The organism is Oceanicaulis sp. MMSF_3324, assembly GCF_030733545.1.
Taxonomy (GTDB): Bacteria; Pseudomonadota; Alphaproteobacteria; order Caulobacterales; family Maricaulaceae; genus Oceanicaulis.
Genome location: NZ_JASHIU010000001.1, coordinates 162,778 through 182,158 on the forward strand (window position 1 = coordinate 162,778; position 19,381 = coordinate 182,158).

General features: G+C 63.6%; 21 protein-coding genes. 10 read left to right on the forward strand and 11 right to left on the reverse strand.

Annotation, left to right across the window (positions count from 1 at the left end; translation table 11 throughout):
* Positions 1–4: 4 nt before the first annotated feature.
* The 3 genes from RBA95_RS00805 to RBA95_RS00815 all read left to right on the forward strand — a co-directional run bounded on the left by RBA95_RS00805 (position 5) and on the right by RBA95_RS00815 (position 1,455).
* Positions 5–562, forward strand: a complete 558-nt coding sequence (locus RBA95_RS00805) for a hypothetical protein (RefSeq protein WP_306014873.1) — start codon at positions 5–7, stop codon at positions 560–562.
* A 20-nt stretch (positions 563–582) separates the two neighbouring features.
* A complete protein-coding gene (locus tag RBA95_RS00810) occupies positions 583–1,047 on the forward strand; it encodes a VOC family protein (RefSeq protein WP_306014874.1) in 465 nt (154 codons plus the stop codon).
* A 102-nt stretch (positions 1,048–1,149) separates the two neighbouring features.
* On the forward strand, positions 1,150–1,455 hold the full coding sequence (locus tag RBA95_RS00815; RefSeq protein WP_306014875.1) for a hypothetical protein: 306 nt from the start codon (positions 1,150–1,152) through the stop codon (positions 1,453–1,455).
* Positions 1,456–1,457: 2 nt separating this feature from the next.
* On the opposite strand, the gene RBA95_RS00820 is transcribed toward RBA95_RS00815, so the two are convergent.
* From RBA95_RS00820 to RBA95_RS00845, 6 genes are all read right to left on the reverse strand, one after another.
* Positions 1,458–2,507, reverse strand: a complete 1,050-nt coding sequence (locus tag RBA95_RS00820; RefSeq protein ID WP_306014876.1) for a hypothetical protein — start codon at positions 2,505–2,507, stop codon at positions 1,458–1,460.
* Complete coding sequence (gene dapB, locus RBA95_RS00825; protein WP_306014877.1) at positions 2,500–3,318, reverse strand: 4-hydroxy-tetrahydrodipicolinate reductase; 819 nt, start codon at positions 3,316–3,318, stop codon at positions 2,500–2,502. The genes RBA95_RS00820 and dapB overlap by 8 nt, the downstream gene beginning before the upstream one ends.
* Before the next feature lie 77 nt (positions 3,319–3,395).
* Positions 3,396–4,577 carry a molecular chaperone DnaJ gene (gene dnaJ, locus RBA95_RS00830; protein WP_306014878.1) on the reverse strand — a complete coding sequence of 394 codons (1,182 nt, stop codon included), beginning with the start codon at positions 4,575–4,577 and terminating at the stop codon, positions 3,396–3,398.
* A gap of 91 nt (positions 4,578–4,668) precedes the next feature.
* Positions 4,669–6,585: a molecular chaperone DnaK gene (dnaK, locus tag RBA95_RS00835; RefSeq protein WP_306014879.1), complete on the reverse strand. Its 1,917-nt coding sequence runs from the start codon at positions 6,583–6,585 to the stop codon at positions 4,669–4,671.
* A 352-nt stretch (positions 6,586–6,937) separates the two neighbouring features.
* Positions 6,938–7,363 carry a hypothetical protein gene (locus tag RBA95_RS00840; protein WP_306014880.1) on the reverse strand — a complete coding sequence of 142 codons (426 nt, stop codon included), beginning with the start codon at positions 7,361–7,363 and terminating at the stop codon, positions 6,938–6,940.
* 64 nt (positions 7,364–7,427) lie between these two features.
* Positions 7,428–8,927, reverse strand: a complete 1,500-nt coding sequence (locus tag RBA95_RS00845; RefSeq protein ID WP_306014881.1) for an FMN-binding glutamate synthase family protein — start codon at positions 8,925–8,927, stop codon at positions 7,428–7,430.
* A 92-nt stretch (positions 8,928–9,019) separates the two neighbouring features.
* On the opposite strand from RBA95_RS00845, the gene RBA95_RS00850 reads away from it, so the two are divergent.
* The 3 genes from RBA95_RS00850 (at position 9,020) to RBA95_RS00860 (ending at position 11,744) form a co-directional block, all read left to right on the forward strand.
* Positions 9,020–9,640, forward strand: a complete 621-nt coding sequence (locus tag RBA95_RS00850) for an alpha-ketoglutarate-dependent dioxygenase AlkB (RefSeq protein WP_306014883.1) — start codon at positions 9,020–9,022, stop codon at positions 9,638–9,640.
* A 111-nt stretch (positions 9,641–9,751) separates the two neighbouring features.
* The gene (locus RBA95_RS00855) at positions 9,752–10,120 is read left to right on the forward strand and encodes a YMGG-like glycine zipper-containing protein (RefSeq protein WP_306014884.1); all 369 of its coding nucleotides are present in this window, start codon (positions 9,752–9,754) and stop codon (positions 10,118–10,120) included.
* A 262-nt stretch (positions 10,121–10,382) separates the two neighbouring features.
* A complete protein-coding gene (locus tag RBA95_RS00860; RefSeq protein ID WP_306014886.1) occupies positions 10,383–11,744 on the forward strand; it encodes a serine hydrolase domain-containing protein in 1,362 nt (453 codons plus the stop codon).
* 8 nt (positions 11,745–11,752) lie between these two features.
* On the opposite strand, the gene grpE is transcribed toward RBA95_RS00860, so the two are convergent.
* Both grpE and hrcA read right to left on the reverse strand, forming a co-directional pair.
* The gene (gene grpE / locus RBA95_RS00865) at positions 11,753–12,373 is read right to left on the reverse strand and encodes a nucleotide exchange factor GrpE (RefSeq protein WP_306014887.1); all 621 of its coding nucleotides are present in this window, start codon (positions 12,371–12,373) and stop codon (positions 11,753–11,755) included.
* A gap of 61 nt (positions 12,374–12,434) precedes the next feature.
* Positions 12,435–13,502 carry a heat-inducible transcriptional repressor HrcA gene (hrcA, locus tag RBA95_RS00870; RefSeq protein ID WP_306014888.1) on the reverse strand — a complete coding sequence of 356 codons (1,068 nt, stop codon included), beginning with the start codon at positions 13,500–13,502 and terminating at the stop codon, positions 12,435–12,437.
* A gap of 122 nt (positions 13,503–13,624) precedes the next feature.
* On the opposite strand from hrcA, the gene rph reads away from it, so the two are divergent.
* A complete protein-coding gene (gene rph, locus RBA95_RS00875; protein WP_306014889.1) occupies positions 13,625–14,341 on the forward strand; it encodes a ribonuclease PH in 717 nt (238 codons plus the stop codon).
* Between the two features lie 20 nt (positions 14,342–14,361).
* Here the strand turns inward: rph and RBA95_RS00880 are convergent, their stop codons facing one another.
* Positions 14,362–14,592: a helix-turn-helix transcriptional regulator gene (locus RBA95_RS00880; protein ID WP_306014890.1), complete on the reverse strand. Its 231-nt coding sequence runs from the start codon at positions 14,590–14,592 to the stop codon at positions 14,362–14,364.
* Positions 14,593–14,609: 17 nt separating this feature from the next.
* Positions 14,610–15,161, reverse strand: a complete 552-nt coding sequence (locus RBA95_RS00885) for a DUF2975 domain-containing protein (RefSeq protein ID WP_306014891.1) — start codon at positions 15,159–15,161, stop codon at positions 14,610–14,612.
* Between the two features lie 436 nt (positions 15,162–15,597).
* Between RBA95_RS00885 and rdgB the strand changes: the two genes are divergently transcribed.
* Positions 15,598–16,203 (forward strand): RdgB/HAM1 family non-canonical purine NTP pyrophosphatase, encoded by a 606-nt coding sequence (gene rdgB, locus RBA95_RS00890; RefSeq protein WP_306014892.1) that lies wholly within the window; start codon positions 15,598–15,600, stop codon positions 16,201–16,203.
* Entirely contained in the window at positions 16,200–17,360 is a 1,161-nt protein-coding gene (gene hemW, locus RBA95_RS00895; protein WP_306014893.1) for a radical SAM family heme chaperone HemW, read from the forward strand. The genes rdgB and hemW overlap by 4 nt, the downstream gene beginning before the upstream one ends.
* On the opposite strand, the gene RBA95_RS00900 is transcribed toward hemW, so the two are convergent.
* Positions 17,357–18,832 carry a penicillin-binding protein activator gene (locus RBA95_RS00900; protein WP_306014894.1) on the reverse strand — a complete coding sequence of 492 codons (1,476 nt, stop codon included), beginning with the start codon at positions 18,830–18,832 and terminating at the stop codon, positions 17,357–17,359. The genes hemW and RBA95_RS00900 overlap by 4 nt on opposite strands.
* Positions 18,833–18,943: 111 nt before the next feature.
* Here RBA95_RS00900 and RBA95_RS14490 point away from each other — a divergent pair, with 111 nt between their 5' ends.
* Positions 18,944–19,330 carry a YraN family protein gene (locus RBA95_RS14490; protein ID WP_371933564.1) on the forward strand — a complete coding sequence of 129 codons (387 nt, stop codon included), beginning with the start codon at positions 18,944–18,946 and terminating at the stop codon, positions 19,328–19,330.
* Positions 19,331–19,381 lie beyond the last annotated feature (51 nt).

A 19,381-nucleotide genomic window follows, 5' to 3' on the forward strand; every position in this document is an offset into this window, starting at 1 on the left:
CCCTATGTTCGATCTGTCTCTTTTCATCCTCGGGGGCGTCTTCGTCCTCTTCATCCTGGCGTGCCTGGCGCGATGGACCATCGCCGTGCGGGGGTTGTCCCGGGAAGCCCACGCCGAATACCAGACCCGGCAGGCGGAAAAGCCCGCCACCATCAAGGGTGTCAGCGAGGCGGAATTCGTCCGCCTGTATGTGACGAGCTTTCAGCCGCGCTGGACGCTCTATGCCGCCGCCGCCGCCGGGGCCGCCATTCTCATCAGCCCGGTCGCCCTGTTGGCGGTGCCTGCCCTGTATGACGTGATCTGGCGCATGAATGGCGCGCCCGATTGGGGCGGCCGGACAGGCTATGTCTTCATGTTCGCCCTGTTCTTCGGCGTCGTGTTCATCTGGGCGGCTTTCGCGGCGGTCATCGCACGCCTACATCATCTGCGTGCGCCGGAACCGTTCAACCATGCCCTCGCCCGCGCCCGCGGCGAGCCCATTGAGGATACAGGCTGGCGACCGCGTCCCAAATGGGCGCGCAAGATCAAGATCGATACCGCCTCGTCCAACTCTGACAGCTGAGCCCTGACAAGGAGCGTTACATGCACTTTCTGCACACCATGGTGCGCGTCACCGATATTGACGCGTCGCTGAAATTCTATTGCGACGGCCTGGGCCTGAAAGAAGTGCGCCGCACCGAGAATGAAGAGGGGCGCTTCACCCTGATTTTCCTGGCGAGCCGGGAAGACATGGCCAAGTCCGGCGTGATCGGGGAATCCAAGATCCTGCCCAAGGGCGCGCCCATGATCGAGCTGACCTATAACTGGGATCCGGAAACCTATTCCACCGGCCGCAATTTCGGCCATATCGCCTATGAAGTGCAGGACGTGTACGCACTGTGCGGGCGTCTGGCCGCCATGGGCTATGTCATTCACCGTCCGCCGCGCGATGGCCGCATGGCGTTTGTCAAAAGCCCCGATGGCATTTCCATCGAGCTTCTGCAGGAAGGCGAGGCCCTCGAGCCGGCCGAGCCCTGGCTCAGCATGGAAAACACCGGCAGTTGGTAAAATCACCAACCCTCGAAGGCCCGCCCGCAAGGCGGGCCTTTTTGAAACTGCCTTGACGAGAACAGATGTTCCGTTTATGTTCCACCCTGTAAGGAGTGGAACATGGCCTATGCAACCAAATCTGCCGGATATGCCCGAAACGCTGGCAAGCGCTGGCGTGGCGAGGATGTGAAGCTGCTCAAGGCGCTGGCCCGCCAGGGCGCGAGCTTGCGCTTGATAAGCCTGAAGCTGGGGCGTCCTGATAGCGCCATTCGCGCCAAGGCCACGACTTTGGGCCTGACCCTGAACGCCCCTTCCCCGGTTGTCGCTCCGCCGCCCAGCCGCACGCTCTCGCGGTTGCGGCGCCCGGCCCAGCGCACCGATTTTGAAAGCCTGACCCGTCAGCCCGACCTGTTCGGCCACGCCTGAGTTTATGTGAAGCGGTTGAGCACCAGCTCCGCCGCCGCCGAGCCGAACCAGGCCAGCACCGGGATCAGGCCGTACAGCGCCAGGCGCCGAGTGACCGGCGCCGAAATCGGCCAGACCGGCAATTTCTCCAGCCAGCTTTCATATGCGACCAGCTCGGAAACCGGCGTTGCTGAGGCTTCGCCGTTCACTGCGGCGGTTCCGTTTCGCGTGATCTGTTCGCGGACCGCCTGCAAGGCGCCATCGCGCACGCCGGCGCATTTGCGCACGACAGGCCCGATGGTGGACGCGAACGCATACCCGGCCGATATCAGGGCGAACACCAGAGCTGTCGCTGAAATGAAGACAGGTGTTGAATCCACAAAGAACAGCAAGATTACTGCCGTCATGACCAGCCAGGCCAAGGCGCCCCTCAAGGCCAGACGTCCAAAAATTTGGTTGCGCTCAAGATGCGCCAGATCAATCTGAAGATGGTCTTCCACCAGCGCCCGCATCTCTTGATCCTCGTAGCGCACCATATAGCCGCCACGGGTCGCCAGTCCGAACACCACTGAATTCATGAACGCGAAATAGGGTGAGATCGAAGTCCAATAGTCCTGCCAAGACAGGGTTGATGGATTGAGCAGCCACGCATTGAGAAGGAGCCCGCCAGCCGCTCCTATGGCGAATGCGATCAAGGAGCGCCGCGATTGACGGCGCGTCGGACCGACCGCGATCGCCTCCGCCTTCAGCCGCCCCGGTTTGTCGAGCACCGCGTACAGCTCTGAAAGCGAGGCCCGCCATTGCCGCTGCGTGATGGCAGGCATGGTGGTCGCCACCCCAAAGATCAAGGAGATGACCAATGCGGCCCATGCCGCGCTATTGAAACGAGCCCCCGTGGACGACGCCTCGACAATGGGCTGGCCGACTTGAACAGAGATGAACAGATAGAGACTGTAGACCAGAACTGTGACCAGAACGCCGTTCAGGACGGGCGGCAATGGCGACTTATCATGAAGCCAGACTTCCAGATAAGGGCCGCGCCGCTCTGAAGGCTCTCCAGCGACTTCAGCCACTCAGGACGTCCTGCATGGTGTACAGCCCCGGCGCGCGTCCCTTGATCCAGCGCGCCGCGGCAAGCGCGCCCTGGGCGAAGATGAACCGGTCATAGGCCTTGTGCGATATGCTGACTTCTTCAAAGGCGGAGAGGAAGCGCGCCTCATGCTCGCCCACGACGCCGCCGCCGCGGATCGCGCTGAAACCGATGGCGCCCACCGGGCGATGGCCCTCATGGCGGGGACGCTCGAACTGGGCGACTTCATCGAGCTCGACGCCTCGCGCCTTGGCCGCCGCCTTGCCCAAGCTCAACGCCGTGCCTGACGGAGCGTCTGCTTTACGCTTGTGATGGGTTTCCACGATCTCGAGATCGAAATGGTCATCGCTGAGCGCCTTGGCGGCCTGGCTCACAAGACGCTCCACCAGCGCCACACCCAGCGAGAAATTGCTCGCCTGGAGCACCGGAATGGTTTCAGACGCCTGGTCCAGCGCGGCCTGTTGTTCAGCATCCAGCCCGGTCACGCCCGTTACAAGCGCCCGGTTGCCCATCGCGGCGAGCCGCGGCGCGATGGCGCCGGTCACCTTGGGCAGGGACGCGTCAATCAGGACATCCGCCTGGTCCGCCGCCTGTTCCAGCGCAACCACGGTCTCGATGCCCAGAAAGCCCGACGCGCACAATTCGCCCAGGTCCACGCCCAGATTGGCGGAGTCCGAACTGACCATCCCGCCAACCAGCGACAGATCGCCAGCGCGGATGATTTCCGTGGCGATTGTGCGGCCCAGCCGGCCAGAAATGCCTGTAACGGCGATATGAATGCTCGAACCCGACATGACGCCCCTCGCAACCTGACACACTGTCATCGCGCGTTTAGGTGAAAAAAGCGTAAGTCCGGCCGTGAACCGCCGTGTCAGGCGTCCGGGCGCGGCCCATGTTCATCATCGCCGCTGATATCATCCCAGAAGCGCTTGACCTTGTTGAAGAAGCCATCGCTTTCGGGATTGCAGCCCGCGCCGGAAATCTCGCAGAACTCGCGCAGGATTTCCTTCTGACGATCGGTCATCTTGCGGGGCGTCTCGACAAAGAGCTCCACATACATGTCGCCGCGGGCGCCGCCGCCATTGAGCTTGACCATGCCCTTGTTGCGCAAGCGCATGCGCTCGCCCGTCTGGGCGCCTTCGGGGATGCGGATCTTGACCTTGCCGCCATCAATCGTCGGCGCATCAATCTCGCCGCCCAGCGCCGCCGTCACCATGGAGACGGGCGCCCGGCAGTACAGATTGGGGCCATCGCGTTCGAACAGGTCGTGATGCCCCACCGAGACGAAGATATACAGATCGCCCTTGGGACCGCCGCGTGCGCCTGCTTCGCCTTCGCCGGCGAGACGAATGCGCATGCCGTCCTCAACCCCGGCCGGGATCTGGACCCGCAGGTCGCGCGTCTTGCGGACCCGTCCGGCGCCATCGCATTCCTGGCACGGCGTCTCCACATAGGAGCCGCGCCCGCCACAGGTCGGGCAGGTCTGCTCCATGGTGAAGAAGCCCTGGGTGCGTCGGATACGGCCGGCGCCCGCGCAGGTTTCACAGGTGGTGACGCCCGTGCCAGGCTCGGCCCCGTCGCCTTCGCAGCGTTCGCAATTGACCGTGGTGGGCACGCGGATGCTGGCATCCTTGCCGTGATAGGCCTCTTCCAGGCTGATCTGCATGTCATAGCGCAGATCCGAGCCGCGGGCCGGACCATTGCGACGCCCGCCGCGACGACCGCCGCCCATGCCGAAAGCATCGCCGAATACCTGTTCAAAGATGTCCGCGAAGTCGGCTGCGCCCGCGCCGCCGCCAAAGGGTCCGCCGGCGCCACCCCCGCCTTGTTGAAAGGCGGCATGGCCCATGCGGTCATAGGCGGCGCGCTTGTCTGCGTCTGACAGGATGGCGTACGCCTCGCCGACTTCCTTGAACTTGGTCTCGGCTTCGGCGTCATCAGGGTTCTGGTCGGGGTGGTATTTCATCGCCAGCTTGCGGTAGGCGGATTTGATCGCCTTCGCGTCGGCATCCTTGGCGACGCCCAGAACCTCATAATAATCGCGTTTGCTCATGCGTGCGGTCCGGTGTTTGGAGTGACAGGCTGAAGCAATGCGGCCCCGCCCCTGGTGCGGGACGGGGCCGCATGCCTCGTCTGATTAAGCCTTAGGCGCTTTTCTTGTCGTCATCGTCGTCGTTCACCTCGGTGAACTCGGCGTCGACCACGCCTTCCTCGGCTTCGGAGTCCGCTTTGGCAGCCGCTTCGCCGCCATCAGCCTGTTGCGCGGCGTACATCGCCTCGCCCAGCTTCATGGCCGCCTGCATCAACGCTTGGGTTTTCTGCTGGATGGCTTCAGGGTCTTCACCCTCTTTCACGCTTTCCAGCTCCTTGATCGCGTCCTCGATGGCGGACTTGTCTTCCGCGGAGACCTTGTCGCCGAACTCCTCGACTTGTTTCTGGGTCTGGTGGATCAGCGCTTCGGCATTGTTCTTCGCGTCAACAAGCTCACGGCGCTTCTTGTCCGCATCCGCATTGGACTCGGCATCCTTGACCATCTGCTCGATATCGCTGTCGGACAGACCGCCAGAAGCCTGAATGCGGATCGCCTGCTCCTTGCCGGTGGCCTGGTCCTTGGCGGACACGTTCACAAGGCCGTTGGCGTCGATGTCGAAAGTCACCTCGATCTGCGGCATGCCGCGCGGCGCCGGCGGGATGCCGACCAGATCGAACTGACCCAGCAGCTTGTTGTCGGCCGCCATCTCGCGCTCGCCCTGGAAGACCCGGATCGTCACGGCGGTCTGGTTGTCGTCCGCGGTGGAGAAGGTCTGGGACTTCTTGGTCGGGATCGTGGTGTTGCGATCGATCAGACGGGTGAACACGCCGCCCAGGGTCTCGATGCCCAGGCTCAGCGGGGTCACGTCCAGCAGCAGCACGTCTTTCACATCGCCCTGCAGCACGCCGGCCTGGATGGCGGCGCCCATGGCGACCACTTCGTCCGGGTTCACGCCCTTGTGCGGCTCACGCCCGAAGAAGCCTTTCACCGCTTCCTGGACCTTCGGCATGCGGGTCATGCCGCCGACCAGCACCACGTCATCGATCTCGGACGCAGACACGCCCGCATCCTTGAGCGCGTTCTTGCACGGCTCGATGGTGCGCTTGATCAGGTCTTCCACAAGGCTTTCCAGCTTGGCGCGGGAGAGCTTCATGTTCAGGTGTTTCGGGCCGGACGCGTCCGCCGTGATGAAGGGCAGGTTCACTTCATAGGACGAGGCGGAGGAGAGCTCTTTCTTGGCTTTCTCCGCTTCCTCTTTCAGACGCTGCAGGGCCAGCTTGTCCTGGCGCAGGTCGATGGAGGATTCCTTTTTGAACTCGTCGGCAAGGTATTCGACGATGCGCAGGTCAAAGTCTTCGCCGCCCAGGAAGGTGTCGCCATTGGTGGCCTTCACCTCGAATACGCCGTCGCCGATCTCCAGCACGGAGACGTCGAAGGTGCCGCCGCCCAGGTCATAGACCACGATGGTGCGGTTATCGCCCTTGTCGAGACCATAGGCGAGCGCGGCCGCGGTCGGCTCGTTGATGATGCGCAGCACTTCCAGACCGGCGATCTTGCCCGCATCCTTGGTCGCCTGGCGTTGGGCGTCATTGAAGTAGGCCGGCACGGTGATGACGGCTTTTTCAACGCTGGCGCCCAGATAGCTCTCGGCGGTTTCCTTCATTTTCTGAAGGATGAAGGCGGAAATTTCGCTCGGCGCGTATTTCTTGTCGCGGCCTTGCACCCAGGCGTCGCCATTGGGGCCCTCGGTGATGGTGTAGGGCACCATGTCCACGTCTTTTTTCACGGTCGGATCGCTCATGGTCCGGCCGATCAGGCGTTTGATGGCGAAGAAGGTGTGGTCCGGGTTGGTCACGGCCTGGCGCTTGGCGGGCTGGCCGATCAGGCGCTCGCCATCTTCGGTGAAGGCCACCACGGACGGGGTGGTCCGCATGCCTTCAGCGTTCTCGATCACTTTCGCCTGGTCACCGTCCATGACGGCGACGCAGGAGTTGGTGGTCCCAAGGTCGATCCCGATAACTTTGCTCATCGCGTGCATCTCTCCTGTTTAGCGGCGGGGCGGGGCGGTGGTGAGAAGCCCGAAGCGCTTCCCTCTCGCCGGGAGCCGCCCCCCTATTGGCTCGCGTTCAAAATTTCAACAATTAGACCCTCAAGCGCCTGCTCTCGGACCTGTTCGATGGTCTTCACTTTCACGGCTTTGTGAAAAGCCATGCGTGTCATGGGGCGATTTAGGAAGGCGGTTGCGGGGACGCAAGGGCTGCTTACGCATTCAGGCGGTTATGCCGCCAGACTTGATGCAGTAGAGCGCGCCGCACAGGGCCCAAATGACAGAACCCAGCGAACAGGCCGCCGGGCTCAAGCGTCGGGATAAAGACAATCGGTCAGGCGCGACACGCATTGAAGAAGATGTTGAAGCGGTGTCCCGGCCCGTCCGCATCCAGAGCGACAATGGTGCTGGCGAGCAATTCAAACAGGGTGCAGGGCTTGTCCTGTGTGAAACCCTCAAGGCTCACCAGCGTCGTATCGGCCCCGACCAGCAGGGACCCGCTGACATATTTGGGATCTCCCAAATCCCAGAGTTGGAAATTGACGACCTCTTCTCCGGGCGTATTGGTGTGAACGACCATCTTTTCGGCCTCTTCGATCAGGCCCTTGTTGAGGACCTGATAGATCGAGACGGACAAATCCCAGTCCAGAATCTCGCCCGACGCGCAGAAGAATTTGTAGGCGTACCCGGCCGGGGCCTTGAAGGTCTGCCCGCCCGGATTCTGAGCGTGTGCGGAGATCTGAATGTTGTAAGTGGCCATGGCGGGGCTCCGTGAGTGAAACGCTGCGGACAGTGTCCCGACCGGCTCGGGATGGCCAATCGCGTCAGTGTCGCTGTTCCATTTGCGGATAGGGCATGATCTCGTCCAGCGGTCGCGTGCGCCCGTCCGCCTCGACAATACGCACATGCTTGCGCTTGAGAGCGCGCGGTTCGGGCACGCCGCACGAGTGGGCGATCATCTCCACATCCTTGATGATCGCCTTGGCGTATTCCGCCGCCTTGACGGATTTCTGTTTGGGCTGAAGCCCGCGCTGGAGTGACTTCTTGTGCGTGGTGACGCCGGTCGGACAGGTGTTCTTGTCGCATTTGAGCGACTGGATGCAGCCGATCGAGAACATGAAGCCGCGTGCGGAGACCACGGCGTCCGCCCCCACCGCCAGCGCCCAGGCGACGCCGGCCGGGGTGATCATCTTGCCCGAGACAATCAGGCGAATGCGGTCCTTCAATCCCTTGCGGATCAGGATATCGCACACCAGCGGCAGGGCCTCGCGTACGGTCAGGCCCACATTGTCCATCAGCGGCATGGGCGCCGCGCCCGTGCCGCCATCCGCGGAATCGATGGTGATGAAATCGGGCGCGCTTTCAATCCCGCGCTCGTTGATCTCGTCACACAGCTCTTCCAGCCAGCCATAGGCGCCGATCACGGTCTTGATGCCGGTGGGCTTGCCGGTAACGCTGCGCACATGGGCGATGAAGTCCAGGAGCGAGCCATTGTCGTGTATCTCGGGATGGCGATTGGGCGACAGGGAATCCCGGCCCTGTTCGATGCCGCGAATCTTCGCGATCTCCCGGGTCACCTTCTCGCCCGGCAGGAGCCCGCCCTTGCCCGGCTTGGCGCCCTGGGCGAGCTTGACCTCGAACATGCGCACCTGCTCATGAGCGGCGATCTCGCGCAGCTTGTCATCAGACAATCCGCCGCTCGGGTCGCGGACGCCATATTTCGCCGTGCCGATCTGGAAGACGATGTCACCGCCGCCTTCCAGATGCATCGGGCTCAGCCCGCCTTCCCCCGTATTCATCCAGATCCCGGCCTTCGCCGCGCCCAGCGACAGCGCGCGCACCGCCGGCTTGGACAAGGCGCCATAGCTCATCCCCGAAATATTGAAGACCGAGGGAGCGTGATACGGCTTGTCCGCATAGGGGCCGAACTCGCAGGGCTGGGTTTCGGCCACATCCTGCTCCAGCACGGGATAGGCGCAGTTCACGAACAAAACGGTGCCCGGCGGGGTCAGCAGCTTGGTGGAACCGAACGGAATGATATTGCCATGGCCCTTGGCCATGCGCGCCACGGCTTCCCGCTCGGCGCGATTGAAGGGCATTTCCTCGCGATCCAGCGCGAACATGTAGGTGCGGAAGAATTCGCCCAGACGGATGAAGAGGGCGCGGAACCGGCCCACGACCGGATAATTGCGTCGCACCGCATCCGAGCGCTGATTGGAATCGATCAGCCACATGAGCAGGATCAGGGCGGCGAACAGCCCGACCAATAGTATGAAGAGCTGGGCCATCACCCCCAGAACATCCAGCGCCCAGGACGGAACCATGTCATTTCCCCTATCGTTTCCGCCGCAGCTTACCGGCTAACCTTAAAAAGCTGAACTCAGCTGGCGAAGACGTGAAACCCTGTGATGATGCGATGATCGAAACTGCGGACGGCTTCAGACTGCTGACGGGCTATTTTGACCGGGATGCCCAGACCCGTCTGGTGTCAGACGTGCTCGAACGCGTCGCACGGGCGCCGCTTTACCAGCCCGCCATGCCGCGCACCGGCAAGCCCCTGAGCGTGCGGATGACCAATCTGGGCCCTTTGGGCTGGATGACCGACAAGGCTGGCGGCTATCGCTATCAGGATCACCACCCGGTCACCGGAAATCCCTGGCCAGACATGCCCGACAGCCTTTTGGACCTCTGGGGCGCGGTTTCAGGCTGGCCCGATCCGCCCCAGGCCTGTCTTGTGAACTGGTATGGCCCGGATGCGCGCATGGGCCTGCATGTGGATGCGGATGAAGATGCGCGAGAGGCCCCCGTCGTCTCGGTTTCACTGGGCGATACGGCGCGCTTCCGTCTGGGCGGGCCTGAACGCAAGGGATCCACACAATCGGTGCGGCTACATTCGGGCGATGTCGTCGTTCTGGGCGGGGCCAGCCGGCATTTCCACCACGGTGTGGACCGGATTTATCCCGAAAGTTCCACACTTCTGCCCGAGGATTGGCGGCCGGGACGGATCAACCTGACCCTGAGGCGGGTGCGGGATTAATTGTCAAAGTTTCACGCTCTGGCCTTTTTTCCGCCTCGGTCTGCAACACAATCACGGTTAAAGCGTTTGTCCGTGAAGGCGCGGCTTCGCGCTCTGAAAGGGAGACTGGGCATGAAAAAGCTTCTGATTACCGTAATCGCCGCTGCGCCGCTGGCGCTTAGCGCGTGCGCCACCAACCAGGGCGTCCAAGGCGCCGGGATCGGTGCAGGCGTGGGCGCTGTCGCCGGCGCCGTCATCGGCAATAATGTGGGCTCGGGCAATGCCGAGACCGGCGCGCTGATCGGCGCGGGCGTCGGCGCAGCGGCCGGCGCGGCTTATGGTTGCTCGCGCCCGGGCGGTTGCGGCCACAGCCCCAACAATCCGAACCATTCCGAGCTGGTCTACGACCAGTATAGCGGTCGGTATTATTATACCGACTACCGGACCGGCGCGACGTTTTGGCAGAACGGTGAGCCGCGCACGCGCCCACAGCGTCGCTAGGCCACACACCGAAACCAGATCAGGGGCGGCCCGTCGGGCCGCCCTTTTTCGTATCCGCCTGACGGGGCGCGCATCGACGGCGTCCAGAATCGTCACCGCGCCTGACCAGGCAACGCAAAACGGCCAACAATCAGTTGCTTATCAAAAATCGATCATGCGGGTCGCATGGCCAGGGTTGATTACAATTCTCTCATGACTTGAGTTTCACTTGTACGGACGGTCAGCGTCTCTAGCGTTCCCATGTTCATTTTGGGGGAACGCTATGCCTGTCAGCCTTGTGACCACCCTGGCGCTCATGTCCCTGACAACGGCTCAGGGCGACACATCCAATACGGCCGACGCCTTGAGAATTGAAATCGAGGCCATGCGCGCCGCGTATGATGTCTCGGGCCTGGCTGTCAGCATTGTCGACGGGGACGCAGTGGTCCTGTCCGAAGGCTTTGGCGCGTATGACAGCGGCCTCGTCTCTGAGCGCACGCAGTGCGGGCTGTTCTCCGCCACCAAAGCCCTGACCGCGTTCACCCTCGCCGACCTGGCCGAAGACGGCGCGATCGATCTCGATGCGCCCTTGGGATCCGTGCTGCCAGACAGCCCCGAGGACTGGCGCGATATCCCGCTCTGGCGGCTGTACAATCACACCAGCGGCATTGCGATGATCGTCAATCAGGAGGCTTTCGGCGCAATCGCGGAAGATCCCGAAGGCGACAACGCCGCCATTTACGAGGTCGTGCGCACCCAGCCGCTCGATTTTGAGCCCGGCGCGCATTCGCGCTACCAGCAGAGCGGCTACGCCATTGCAGAAATGATCGCTGAGGCGCGGCTGGGACAAACCTGGCCTGCGCTTGTCGCGCACCATCTGACAGGACCGGCCGGCGCGGCCGACACCGTCTATGGCCCGCTGTCAGATGGCAGCAAGACCGTCCCCATGATCGCGTCGGCAGGCGGGTATCTGACCACCGCCGCGGATATGGCGGCGCTGTTCCAGGCCTTGAACGCAGAACGCATCATGGACCGCACTGCCCTGACGGACCGGCTCTCTGACCCGCGCTATATTCAGGATGGATACGGGCTGGGTCTCATCATCAACGAGGTGAATGGCGAGGTGACGCTGGGCCATCGAGGCGGCGGCGCCCGGGCCAATCTGCGCTATGCGCCCAATTCCGGGGTCGGCGTGATGGCGTGCACCGATCAGGTCGGCAATCGCGAGCTGACCATTCATGTCGCAGATATGGTGATGAACGCCCTTCTGACAGGCGAGGCGCCGCGCCCGCACATCGCCAGCCTGCTCTACGCCTCAGATGACGCGACTGCGGGCACGCTTGTTCGCCTGTTTGAAGCGGAATGGTCCGATTCCGACACCCGCTACGGGTTTGGCGGCGCGGAAGCGGTGATCAATGCGATGGGCTATGACCGGCTGGCGGACAGCCCGGATGAAGCGCGGATGCTGTTCGAACTGAATGCACGCACCTATCCGGACTCGGCCAATGTCTGGGATTCGCTGGCGGATGCGCAACTGGCGCTTGGTGAAGACGCCGCCGCGCTTGAGAGCATGCGGCGCGCGCTCGATCTGCAGCCCGGAAATCCATACTTCCAGGGCCGTGTCGCCGAGCACGCGCCGGATTAAGGCTCTGCCTAGGCGCTGACATCCACGCCGCCGCCGGTCTCACCCCCGCTTTCGGGCGGGGTGGCGGGGCCGGCGCTGACCACGACCATGGCGGCGCGCAGGGTGCGGTCGCCGATCTTGTATCCCGGCTGCATGACGTGCGCGATCGCGCCCTTGGGCTGATCGGCGGGAATTTGCGCAGCAGCCTGGTGCAGGTTCGGGTCCAGCGCTTCACCGGGCTCGGGCTCGACCTTCATCACGCCATGACGCTCCAGGGTCGAGAGCAGACGACGCTCGGTCATCTCCACGCCTTCCAGCAGGGTCTGAAGCGCTTCGCCCGCTTCGGCCTTGGCTTCATCGCTGATCGAGGACAGGGCGCGCGACAGATTGTCGGCCACATCCAGCATGTCACGGGCGAAGCCGCTGACAGCATAGGCGCGCGTGTCCTTCACCTCGCGCTCGGCGCGCTTCTTGGTGTTTTCCATCTCCGCCAGAGCGCGCAGCAGCTGATCGCGAAGCTTGGATGCTTCTTCAGCCGGATCGGCCTCTTCGCTCGCGGGCGCTTCGGCTTCTGCCTCGGCGGCCGCCTGGGCCTCCTCGGCGTTCAGGTCAGCGTCTTCGGTTTCAGGGGTCTGGTTTTCGTTGCTCATGCGTGCGGTCATTCAAGGCTAGAGGGTTATCCGTCAACCCGGAGACTCACCCGGTCGGGACTTAACGGGGGCCGGCCAGCAAGCGGCCGACCAGTTGTGCGGTGTAGTCTACAATGGGAATGATGCGGGCATAGTTCAAACGCGTGGGGCCGATCACCCCGATAGCGCCGATGATCTGGTTCTCTTTATTGCGATAGGGCGCGACGATCACCGACGAGCCCGACAGCGAGAAAAGCGGGTTTTCAGAGCCGATGAACAGGCGCACGCCCTGGGCCTGGCGCGCTTCATCCAGCAGCGACAACAGGCCTTCCTGCCGTTCGATATCGTCAAACAGCATGCGAATGCGCTCAAGGTCCTCCGCCGCATCCACGCTTTCGAGCAGGCGCGACTGGCCCCGCACGATCAAGGTGCGCTGCTCGGGCCCCGCCCAGTCCGCGAGCCCGGCCTCCACCAGCGCCGACGCGGCGCTGTCGAGCTGGGCCTGCTTGGCGGAAATTTCCTCACGGATCGCGCTCAGCGCTTCAGACAGGGTCCGCCCCCGCAAACGCGCGGACAGGTAATTGCCCGCTTCGATCAGCGCCGCCGGCGGCAGGCCGGGCGGTGGGCGCATCAGGCGATTTTCGACATTGCCGTCCTCGGTGACGAGAACCGCCAGCACCTCTGTGGGCGACAGATTGACGAACTCCACATGGCGCAGGGGCGCATCATGGGCCGGACTGGCCACAAGGCCCGCCCCGCCCGCGAGGCCGGACAAGAGGTTGGAGGCTTCGGTCAGCACATCCTCGGGGCGCTTGCCGGCGGCGGAGACGCGCGTATCGATCGCGCTGCGGTCATCCGCTTCGAGATCGCCCAGCTGCAACAGCCCGTCCACGAACAGGCGCAGTCCGGCATGGGTCGGCATGCGGCCCGCCGAAACGTGCGGCGAGGCCAGAAGACCCGCCGCGGTCAGGTCCGCCAGCGTATTGCGGATCGAGGCGGGCGACAGGTTCAAGCCCGAGGTTTTCGACAGGGTGCGCGAGCCCACCGGCTCTCCGGTGTCGAGATAGGTCTCCACCAGATCGCGAAAGATCGAGCGGGAACGTTCATCGAGCGCCATCAGGCTGGAGGGTGAAGACGTCGAATGGGTCATGGCGCCTCAAGAGTTAGTGTCGCCCCGCTGGGAGTGCAATCGGCAAAAACGGGTGCAAAGCGCTTTGCGCCGAAAGCCTGGCTCGGTTAACACAAGAGCCAAATCAGAACCTGGAGAACACCATGCGCCCTGAAGGCCGCCAACCTGACGCCCTGCGTCCGCTCAGCTTCGAAATGGGCTGGTCCCCCTATGCCGAAGGCTCGTGCCTGATCAGCTTCGGGAACACCAAGGTGCTGTGCACCGCCAGCGTGGAGGACAATGTCCCGCCCTGGCTGCGCGGTCAGGGCAAGGGCTGGGTGACGGGCGAGTATTCCATGCTGCCCCGCGCCACCCACCAGCGCACCCGGCGCGAGGTCCAGTCGGGCAAGCCGTCCGGCCGCACCCAGGAAATCCAGCGCCTGATCGGCCGCTCCCTGCGCGCTGCGGTCGACCTCAAGGCGCTCGGCGAGCGTCAGATCGTGGTCGATTGTGATGTGCTGCAGGCCGATGGCGGCACCCGCACCGCCGCCATTACCGGCGCCTGGCTCGCGACCAAGGCCGCCATCGCCTATCTGATGGAAGAAGAGGTGCTCAAGACCGACCCCGTCATCGCCCAGATCGCCGCCGTCTCCGCCGGCGTCGTGAACGGCGAATGCGTGCTCGATCTTGAATATGAAGAAGATCGCGTGGCCGAAACCGACGCCAATTTCGTCCTCACCTCCACCGGCGGGGTGATCGAGGTGCAAGCGACGGCGGAAGACGCGCCGATGACCCAGGACCAGTTCGACCAGATCTTCGCCCTGGCGCGCAAGGGCGTCAGCGATCTGTGCGCGGCCCAGCTCAAGGCGCTCGGTCAGTAATATGGGGTCAGGCGGGCGGTCTAGTCGCCGTCCGCTTCATCCTCATCGCCATCCTCAAACACCAGAAGGTCGGCGGGCTGGCAGTCGAGCTCGCGACACAGCGCTTCAAGGGTCGAGAAACGAACGGCCTTCGCCTTGCCGGTCTTCAGGATCGACAGATTGGCCATGGTGATGCCGACACGATCACACAGCTCGGTCAGCGACATCCGACGGTCGAGCAGCATGCGGTCCAGGGTGACGCGAATGGGCATGTAAGGTTCCGCGCTCCCTAAATCGTGAGTTTCTGTTCTTCACGCATGCGCGTGCCTTCGCGGAAAATCTCCGCCAACACAAGCATGGCAAGCACAGCAAACCAGGCGCCCAGATTCAGGCTGAATTCGGGAACAACGCGGGCGCCGCCTTCAATCGGGCGGCCCAGAAGCGTGATCATCAGCGACAGCACGCCGTGCGCGCCGTAATGCAGCAGCTGATAGACCGCGATGCCAATGGCGATCGCACGCAAATGATTGGAATTCTCTTCAACGAAGGGGTCACCCGCGATCAAGGTCGCCATGATCCGCCGCAGGCGGTCGACGACAAACGTCACAGCGGCCAGCGCCGCGATCGCAAGCGGCAGGGCCAGAACCACATCCATCGCCAGGAACTGGCGAATGCTCTCGGGCAAGTCCGAGCCAAAGCCCAGAAGGCGGTAAAGGCCGCCAAACACAATGATGACGATAATGAGACTGGCCAGTCCCAATACCGCCCAAAGCAGGTAATAGACGATGTCGAGGAGGATCTTCAGCAGTGAGGCCAGCGATCCCTGACCAAGCGTCTTCATGCGTCCCCCAAGGGTTTGTTTGTCGGACCTTCAGCCGGGCGGCGAGACGTCATCCGCGAGGGGAGGAACGGCGCGTCTCGTCTCACCCGGCCTACGATCCGGACCTTCATTAACCGACCATCGAGGTGATCGCTGCGGCCATGCCGGCGAAAACACCTGCGACCAGAGCCAGATTGATCACCATCGCGATTGCGCTGTGACCGGCATTGTTTTTGGACCTGACCATCTCATACTCTCCTAAGTCTCTTGTTTGACCAACCAGTTTCCGAAGCCTTTCCGATCCTTTAGCGCCGGGGGTCTTCGGTGTGGCGGGGTGTTTCCCCCTCGCCACGAGTATTTATGTAGACCACGTCCTATCGCTTCGCAACAAAAAAATATCGAAAATCGATATGAATTTTTCGAAAGGCGATATGTACGGATGAAAGGACCCCCTCAGATGACCCTCTTCGCCAGTGCGCCCAAATGGGCGATTGCGAGCCATAACAAAGGCAAAATCAAAGAGATAGCTGAGCTGATCGCCCCCTATGGACTGGCTGCGGAGGGGGCGGAATCCCTGGGTTTGCCCGAGCCTGAAGAGACTGAAAAAACTTTCACCGGCAATGCGCTTTTAAAGGCGCGCGCCAGCGCAGAGGCCTGCGGACTGGTGTCTCTGGCCGATGATTCCGGGCTGGAGGTGACCGCTCTGGACGGCGCGCCGGGCATCTACTCGGCTCGCTGGGCCGGCGAGCCGCGCGATTTTTACGCGGCCATGGACAAGGTCCGCACCGAGCTCGAAGCGAAAAGCGCCACCGACTACAGCGCGCGCTTTGTCTGCGCCCTGGCGCTGGCGCACCCCGATGGCGAAACCCGGGTCTATGAGGGTGAGGTTCGCGGCCAGTTGAACTTCCCGCCGCGGGGCGAGAAGGGGTTCGGCTATGATCCGATCTTCGTGCCGGACGGTCACACGCTGACCTTTGCGGAGATGGACCCGGCGATCAAACACGCCATGAGCCATCGCGCCCACGCCTTCAAACTGCTGGTCGAGGATATCTTCGGCGCATGACCCGAACGCCTGCCCGTCTCGGCCTCTATATCCACTGGCCGTATTGCGCGCGCATCTGTCCGTATTGTGACTTCAACGTCTACAAGGCCGCCCATGCGCAGCCCGAGGCGTTGCTGCAGGCCATGCTGACGGATCTGGCGCACTGGCGGGACCGTCTGGGCGCCAGACCCATTCACAGCGTCCATTTTGGCGGGGGCACGCCGTCGCTGATGGCGCCCGACGCCATTGCCGCTCTCCTTGAAAAGGCGGATGCGCTGTTCGGCTTTGCGCCCGGCGCCGAAATCGGGCTGGAAGCCAATCCGATGGAGCACGAGCGCTTTGCCGGCATCGCGTCAGCGGGCGTCGAGCGGATGTCACTGGGGGTCCAGGCGCTGGACGATGACAGCCTGAAGCGTCTGGGTCGGGACCATGACGCCCGCACGGGCCTGGAAGCGCTCGACAAGGCGCAGACCCTGTTCGACCGGGTCTCGCTCGACCTGATCTATGCGCGTGAAGGACAGACGCCCCAGGCCTGGCGCACCGAGCTGGAGGCCGCTCTGGGGTTCGGCACAGGGCACATGTCGCTCTATCAGCTGACCATCGAGCCGGGCACGGCCTTCGCCCGCAAGCTCAAACGCGGCGCGCTGACGCCGCCGCCCGATGACGCTGCAGCGGACATGTACGCGCTCACCCAGGACGTCTGCGCCGGCGCGGGCCTGCCCTCTTATGAGATCTCCAACCACGCCCGTACGCCAACGGATCAGTCCGTGCACAACCGGCTCTACTGGGAGGGCGAGGACTGGATCGGCATCGGTCCGGGCGCGCATTCGCGGGTCGGCGCCCATGCGCGGGGCGGACGCACAGGGGCTGCCGCCCAACGGCGTCCGGAGCAGTATATAGAGACGGTCGAGGCCGGCGACGGCCATGACCGTGAACGGCTGGACGCGGAAGCGGAGTTCATCGAACGCCTGCTCATGGGCATCCGCCTGACCGAAGCCGGGCTGGACATGGCGCGCCTCAAGGCGCTGACGGGTCTGACGCCGGACCGAAATGGGCTCGAGCGCATGCTGTCTCAGGATTTGCTCAGCCAGTCAGGCGATGCTCTGGTGCTCACCGAGAAGGGGCGCGCCTTCGCTGATCACGTGGCCGAAACCCTGATCCCCGACTTTGACGCCTAGAACGCGGGTTCGTTAACCGGCTTGTCCTCGGTCATGTCCGCGTCGTCCTCGGGCATGCCGAAACGTTGAGGCGCCGGGTCGAGCACGCGGAAACCGCTGCTGCGCACCGTATAGACCGCCAGTCCACGTTCGATCGTCCCGTCCGGGCGGAAGCGGAACAGGCCGTCAACGCCCATGAAACCGTCCGGCGTGCCCAGCTGGTCAGGACCATAGCCGGCATCCGCCAGCAACGCCGCCAGCGAGGCGGCGTCATAGCCCAGCCCGGCGAGCCGGGAGGGTTCAGACCCGTAATACTGCTCGAAGACCTCTTCGAACCGGGTGCGCGCTTCGGGGTCGGGACCCGCAAACCAGCCATTGGACAAGGCCGGTTCACGCACCAGCGAATTGTCGAGCCATTGGCCCGTGCCGATGAACTTGACCAGGAGCGGGTCAATGTCCTGATACAACAGAACCGGCGCCAGCATGCGCAACTCATCGCCGCCCTCGGGCAGGAGCACGACCTGGAAAGCGGAGCCCGGCGAGGGGCTCCAGTCCGCGCCCGTCATCGTCGCCGCTTCGGCCGGGTCCAGTTCTTCCACGCCATAAGAGGCGAGGCGTGCGGCCGCTTCGGTCATGGCGGACACGCCGCCATCATAAAACTGGCTGGAGACAAGCCCGGTATCAAAGGTGCGCTCGACTGCAACCTCTTCAATGCCCTCAGCCTCGGCCTCATCCCTGTCTACGCCTTCGGGAAGCTCCATCAGGGTGACCGTTTCAGACATGGGGAATTCGCCCAGCATGTCCTCGATGGTCTGGGCGTAAGCGCCCTGGGTGACCTGACCATAGGCCGAGGCCGGCCCGATAAAGGCGAAGCGCGTGGCGCCCTGCGCGCCGACATATTCGGTCACGCGGCGCACCTCCTCATCCGGCGGGAAGCTCAGCTGATAGACGCCGTCCCCTACGATCGCACTCGAGGAGGACAGGCTGAGCAGGGGCACATCCGCTTCGCGCGCGATGTCCCCGGCCGCGGCAACCGCCTGCTGGAACAGCGGGCCGATGATCAGGTCCGCGCCATCGGAAATGGCCGATTGCGCGGCGCGACGTGCGGTTTCGGGCGTGCCGCCGGTATCCTTGGGCAGCAGCACCAGATTGGATCCGCCACGTTCGAACACCGCCAGCTCGGCCGCGCGCAGCAATTGCGTCGCCTCGCTGCGCGCCGCGGAAGAAGACGCGCTGAAAGGCAGCAGGAGCGCCACGCGCACCAGATCGCTCTCTCCTTCCAGGAAGGCGGGCGTATAGCCGCGATCGGCCAGCTCCACCGGCAAGGTTGCCGGCGCTGGCGGGGCGCCGACGACAGGGCGGTCAGGCGCGGTCTGGATCGGGGCGGATGGCGTGGATGCGGTGCAGGCGCTCAGGATGAGCGCGCCGCTGAAAACAGCGGCCCCGGCCAGGACTCGCGTGATGCCCGCTGCAGATGTAGTCTTTTCAACCATGACGGTCACCCTATCCCCCCGGCGGACGCTGGCGCGGCTCGCCCCTGTCGGAGCAGAAGCTAACCCTCGCCCGCCTCAGGGGCAAGCATGCGGACAGCGCGGGACGAACCCATGACACAAGCCCGTCAGAATGCGGAAATCAGAGGCCGTCGGGCCGAAGCCCTGAGTGCACTCTGGTTACGGCTGACCGGCTGGCGAGTCCTGGACCAGCGCGTCCGGACCGGCGCAGGCGAGCTGGACCTGGTGGCCCGGCGCGGCGCAGTGCTCGCCTTCATCGAGGTCAAACATCGTCAGACCCTTGAACAGGCGCGACAGGCCATCCCCCAACGCCAACAGGATCGGCTGGTACGCGCCGCCAGCTTGTGGCGCAGTCATCACCCTGAATGCGCGTCCCTTCAGCCGCGTTTTGACATCATGCTCTGGAGCCGACGAAACTGGCCGCGTCATATTCAAGGCGCATTCGTTCTGGAAGATGCGTCCTTGAGTCGGCTTGTCTGAGACGGGCCTGTCATTGGTAATACCCGGTTAACCAATCTCTCACGCCCGACG

Coding starts and splice junctions, on each gene's coding strand:
- RBA95_RS00805 (WP_306014873.1), top strand. CDS start 5: ATGTTCGATCTGTCTCTTTTCATCCTCGGGGGCGTCTTCGTCCTCTTC.
- RBA95_RS00810 (WP_306014874.1), top strand. CDS start 583: ATGCACTTTCTGCACACCATGGTGCGCGTCACCGATATTGACGCGTCG.
- RBA95_RS00815 (WP_306014875.1), top strand. CDS start 1,150: ATGGCCTATGCAACCAAATCTGCCGGATATGCCCGAAACGCTGGCAAG.
- dapB (WP_306014877.1), bottom strand. CDS start 3,318: ATGTCGGGTTCGAGCATTCATATCGCCGTTACAGGCATTTCTGGCCGG.
- dnaJ (WP_306014878.1), bottom strand. CDS start 4,577: ATGAGCAAACGCGATTATTATGAGGTTCTGGGCGTCGCCAAGGATGCC.
- dnaK (WP_306014879.1), bottom strand. CDS start 6,585: ATGAGCAAAGTTATCGGGATCGACCTTGGGACCACCAACTCCTGCGTC.
- RBA95_RS00840 (WP_306014880.1), bottom strand. CDS start 7,363: ATGGCCACTTACAACATTCAGATCTCCGCACACGCTCAGAATCCGGGC.
- RBA95_RS00845 (WP_306014881.1), bottom strand. CDS start 8,927: ATGGTTCCGTCCTGGGCGCTGGATGTTCTGGGGGTGATGGCCCAGCTC.
- RBA95_RS00850 (WP_306014883.1), top strand. CDS start 9,020: ATGATCGAAACTGCGGACGGCTTCAGACTGCTGACGGGCTATTTTGAC.
- RBA95_RS00855 (WP_306014884.1), top strand. CDS start 9,752: ATGAAAAAGCTTCTGATTACCGTAATCGCCGCTGCGCCGCTGGCGCTT.
- RBA95_RS00860 (WP_306014886.1), top strand. CDS start 10,383: ATGCCTGTCAGCCTTGTGACCACCCTGGCGCTCATGTCCCTGACAACG.
- grpE (WP_306014887.1), bottom strand. CDS start 12,373: ATGAGCAACGAAAACCAGACCCCTGAAACCGAAGACGCTGACCTGAAC.
- hrcA (WP_306014888.1), bottom strand. CDS start 13,502: ATGACCCATTCGACGTCTTCACCCTCCAGCCTGATGGCGCTCGATGAA.
- rph (WP_306014889.1), top strand. CDS start 13,625: ATGCGCCCTGAAGGCCGCCAACCTGACGCCCTGCGTCCGCTCAGCTTC.
- RBA95_RS00880 (WP_306014890.1), bottom strand. CDS start 14,592: ATGCCCATTCGCGTCACCCTGGACCGCATGCTGCTCGACCGTCGGATG.
- RBA95_RS00885 (WP_306014891.1), bottom strand. CDS start 15,161: ATGAAGACGCTTGGTCAGGGATCGCTGGCCTCACTGCTGAAGATCCTC.
- rdgB (WP_306014892.1), top strand. CDS start 15,598: ATGACCCTCTTCGCCAGTGCGCCCAAATGGGCGATTGCGAGCCATAAC.
- hemW (WP_306014893.1), top strand. CDS start 16,200: ATGACCCGAACGCCTGCCCGTCTCGGCCTCTATATCCACTGGCCGTAT.
- RBA95_RS00900 (WP_306014894.1), bottom strand. CDS start 18,832: ATGGTTGAAAAGACTACATCTGCAGCGGGCATCACGCGAGTCCTGGCC.
- RBA95_RS14490 (WP_371933564.1), top strand. CDS start 18,944: ATGACACAAGCCCGTCAGAATGCGGAAATCAGAGGCCGTCGGGCCGAA.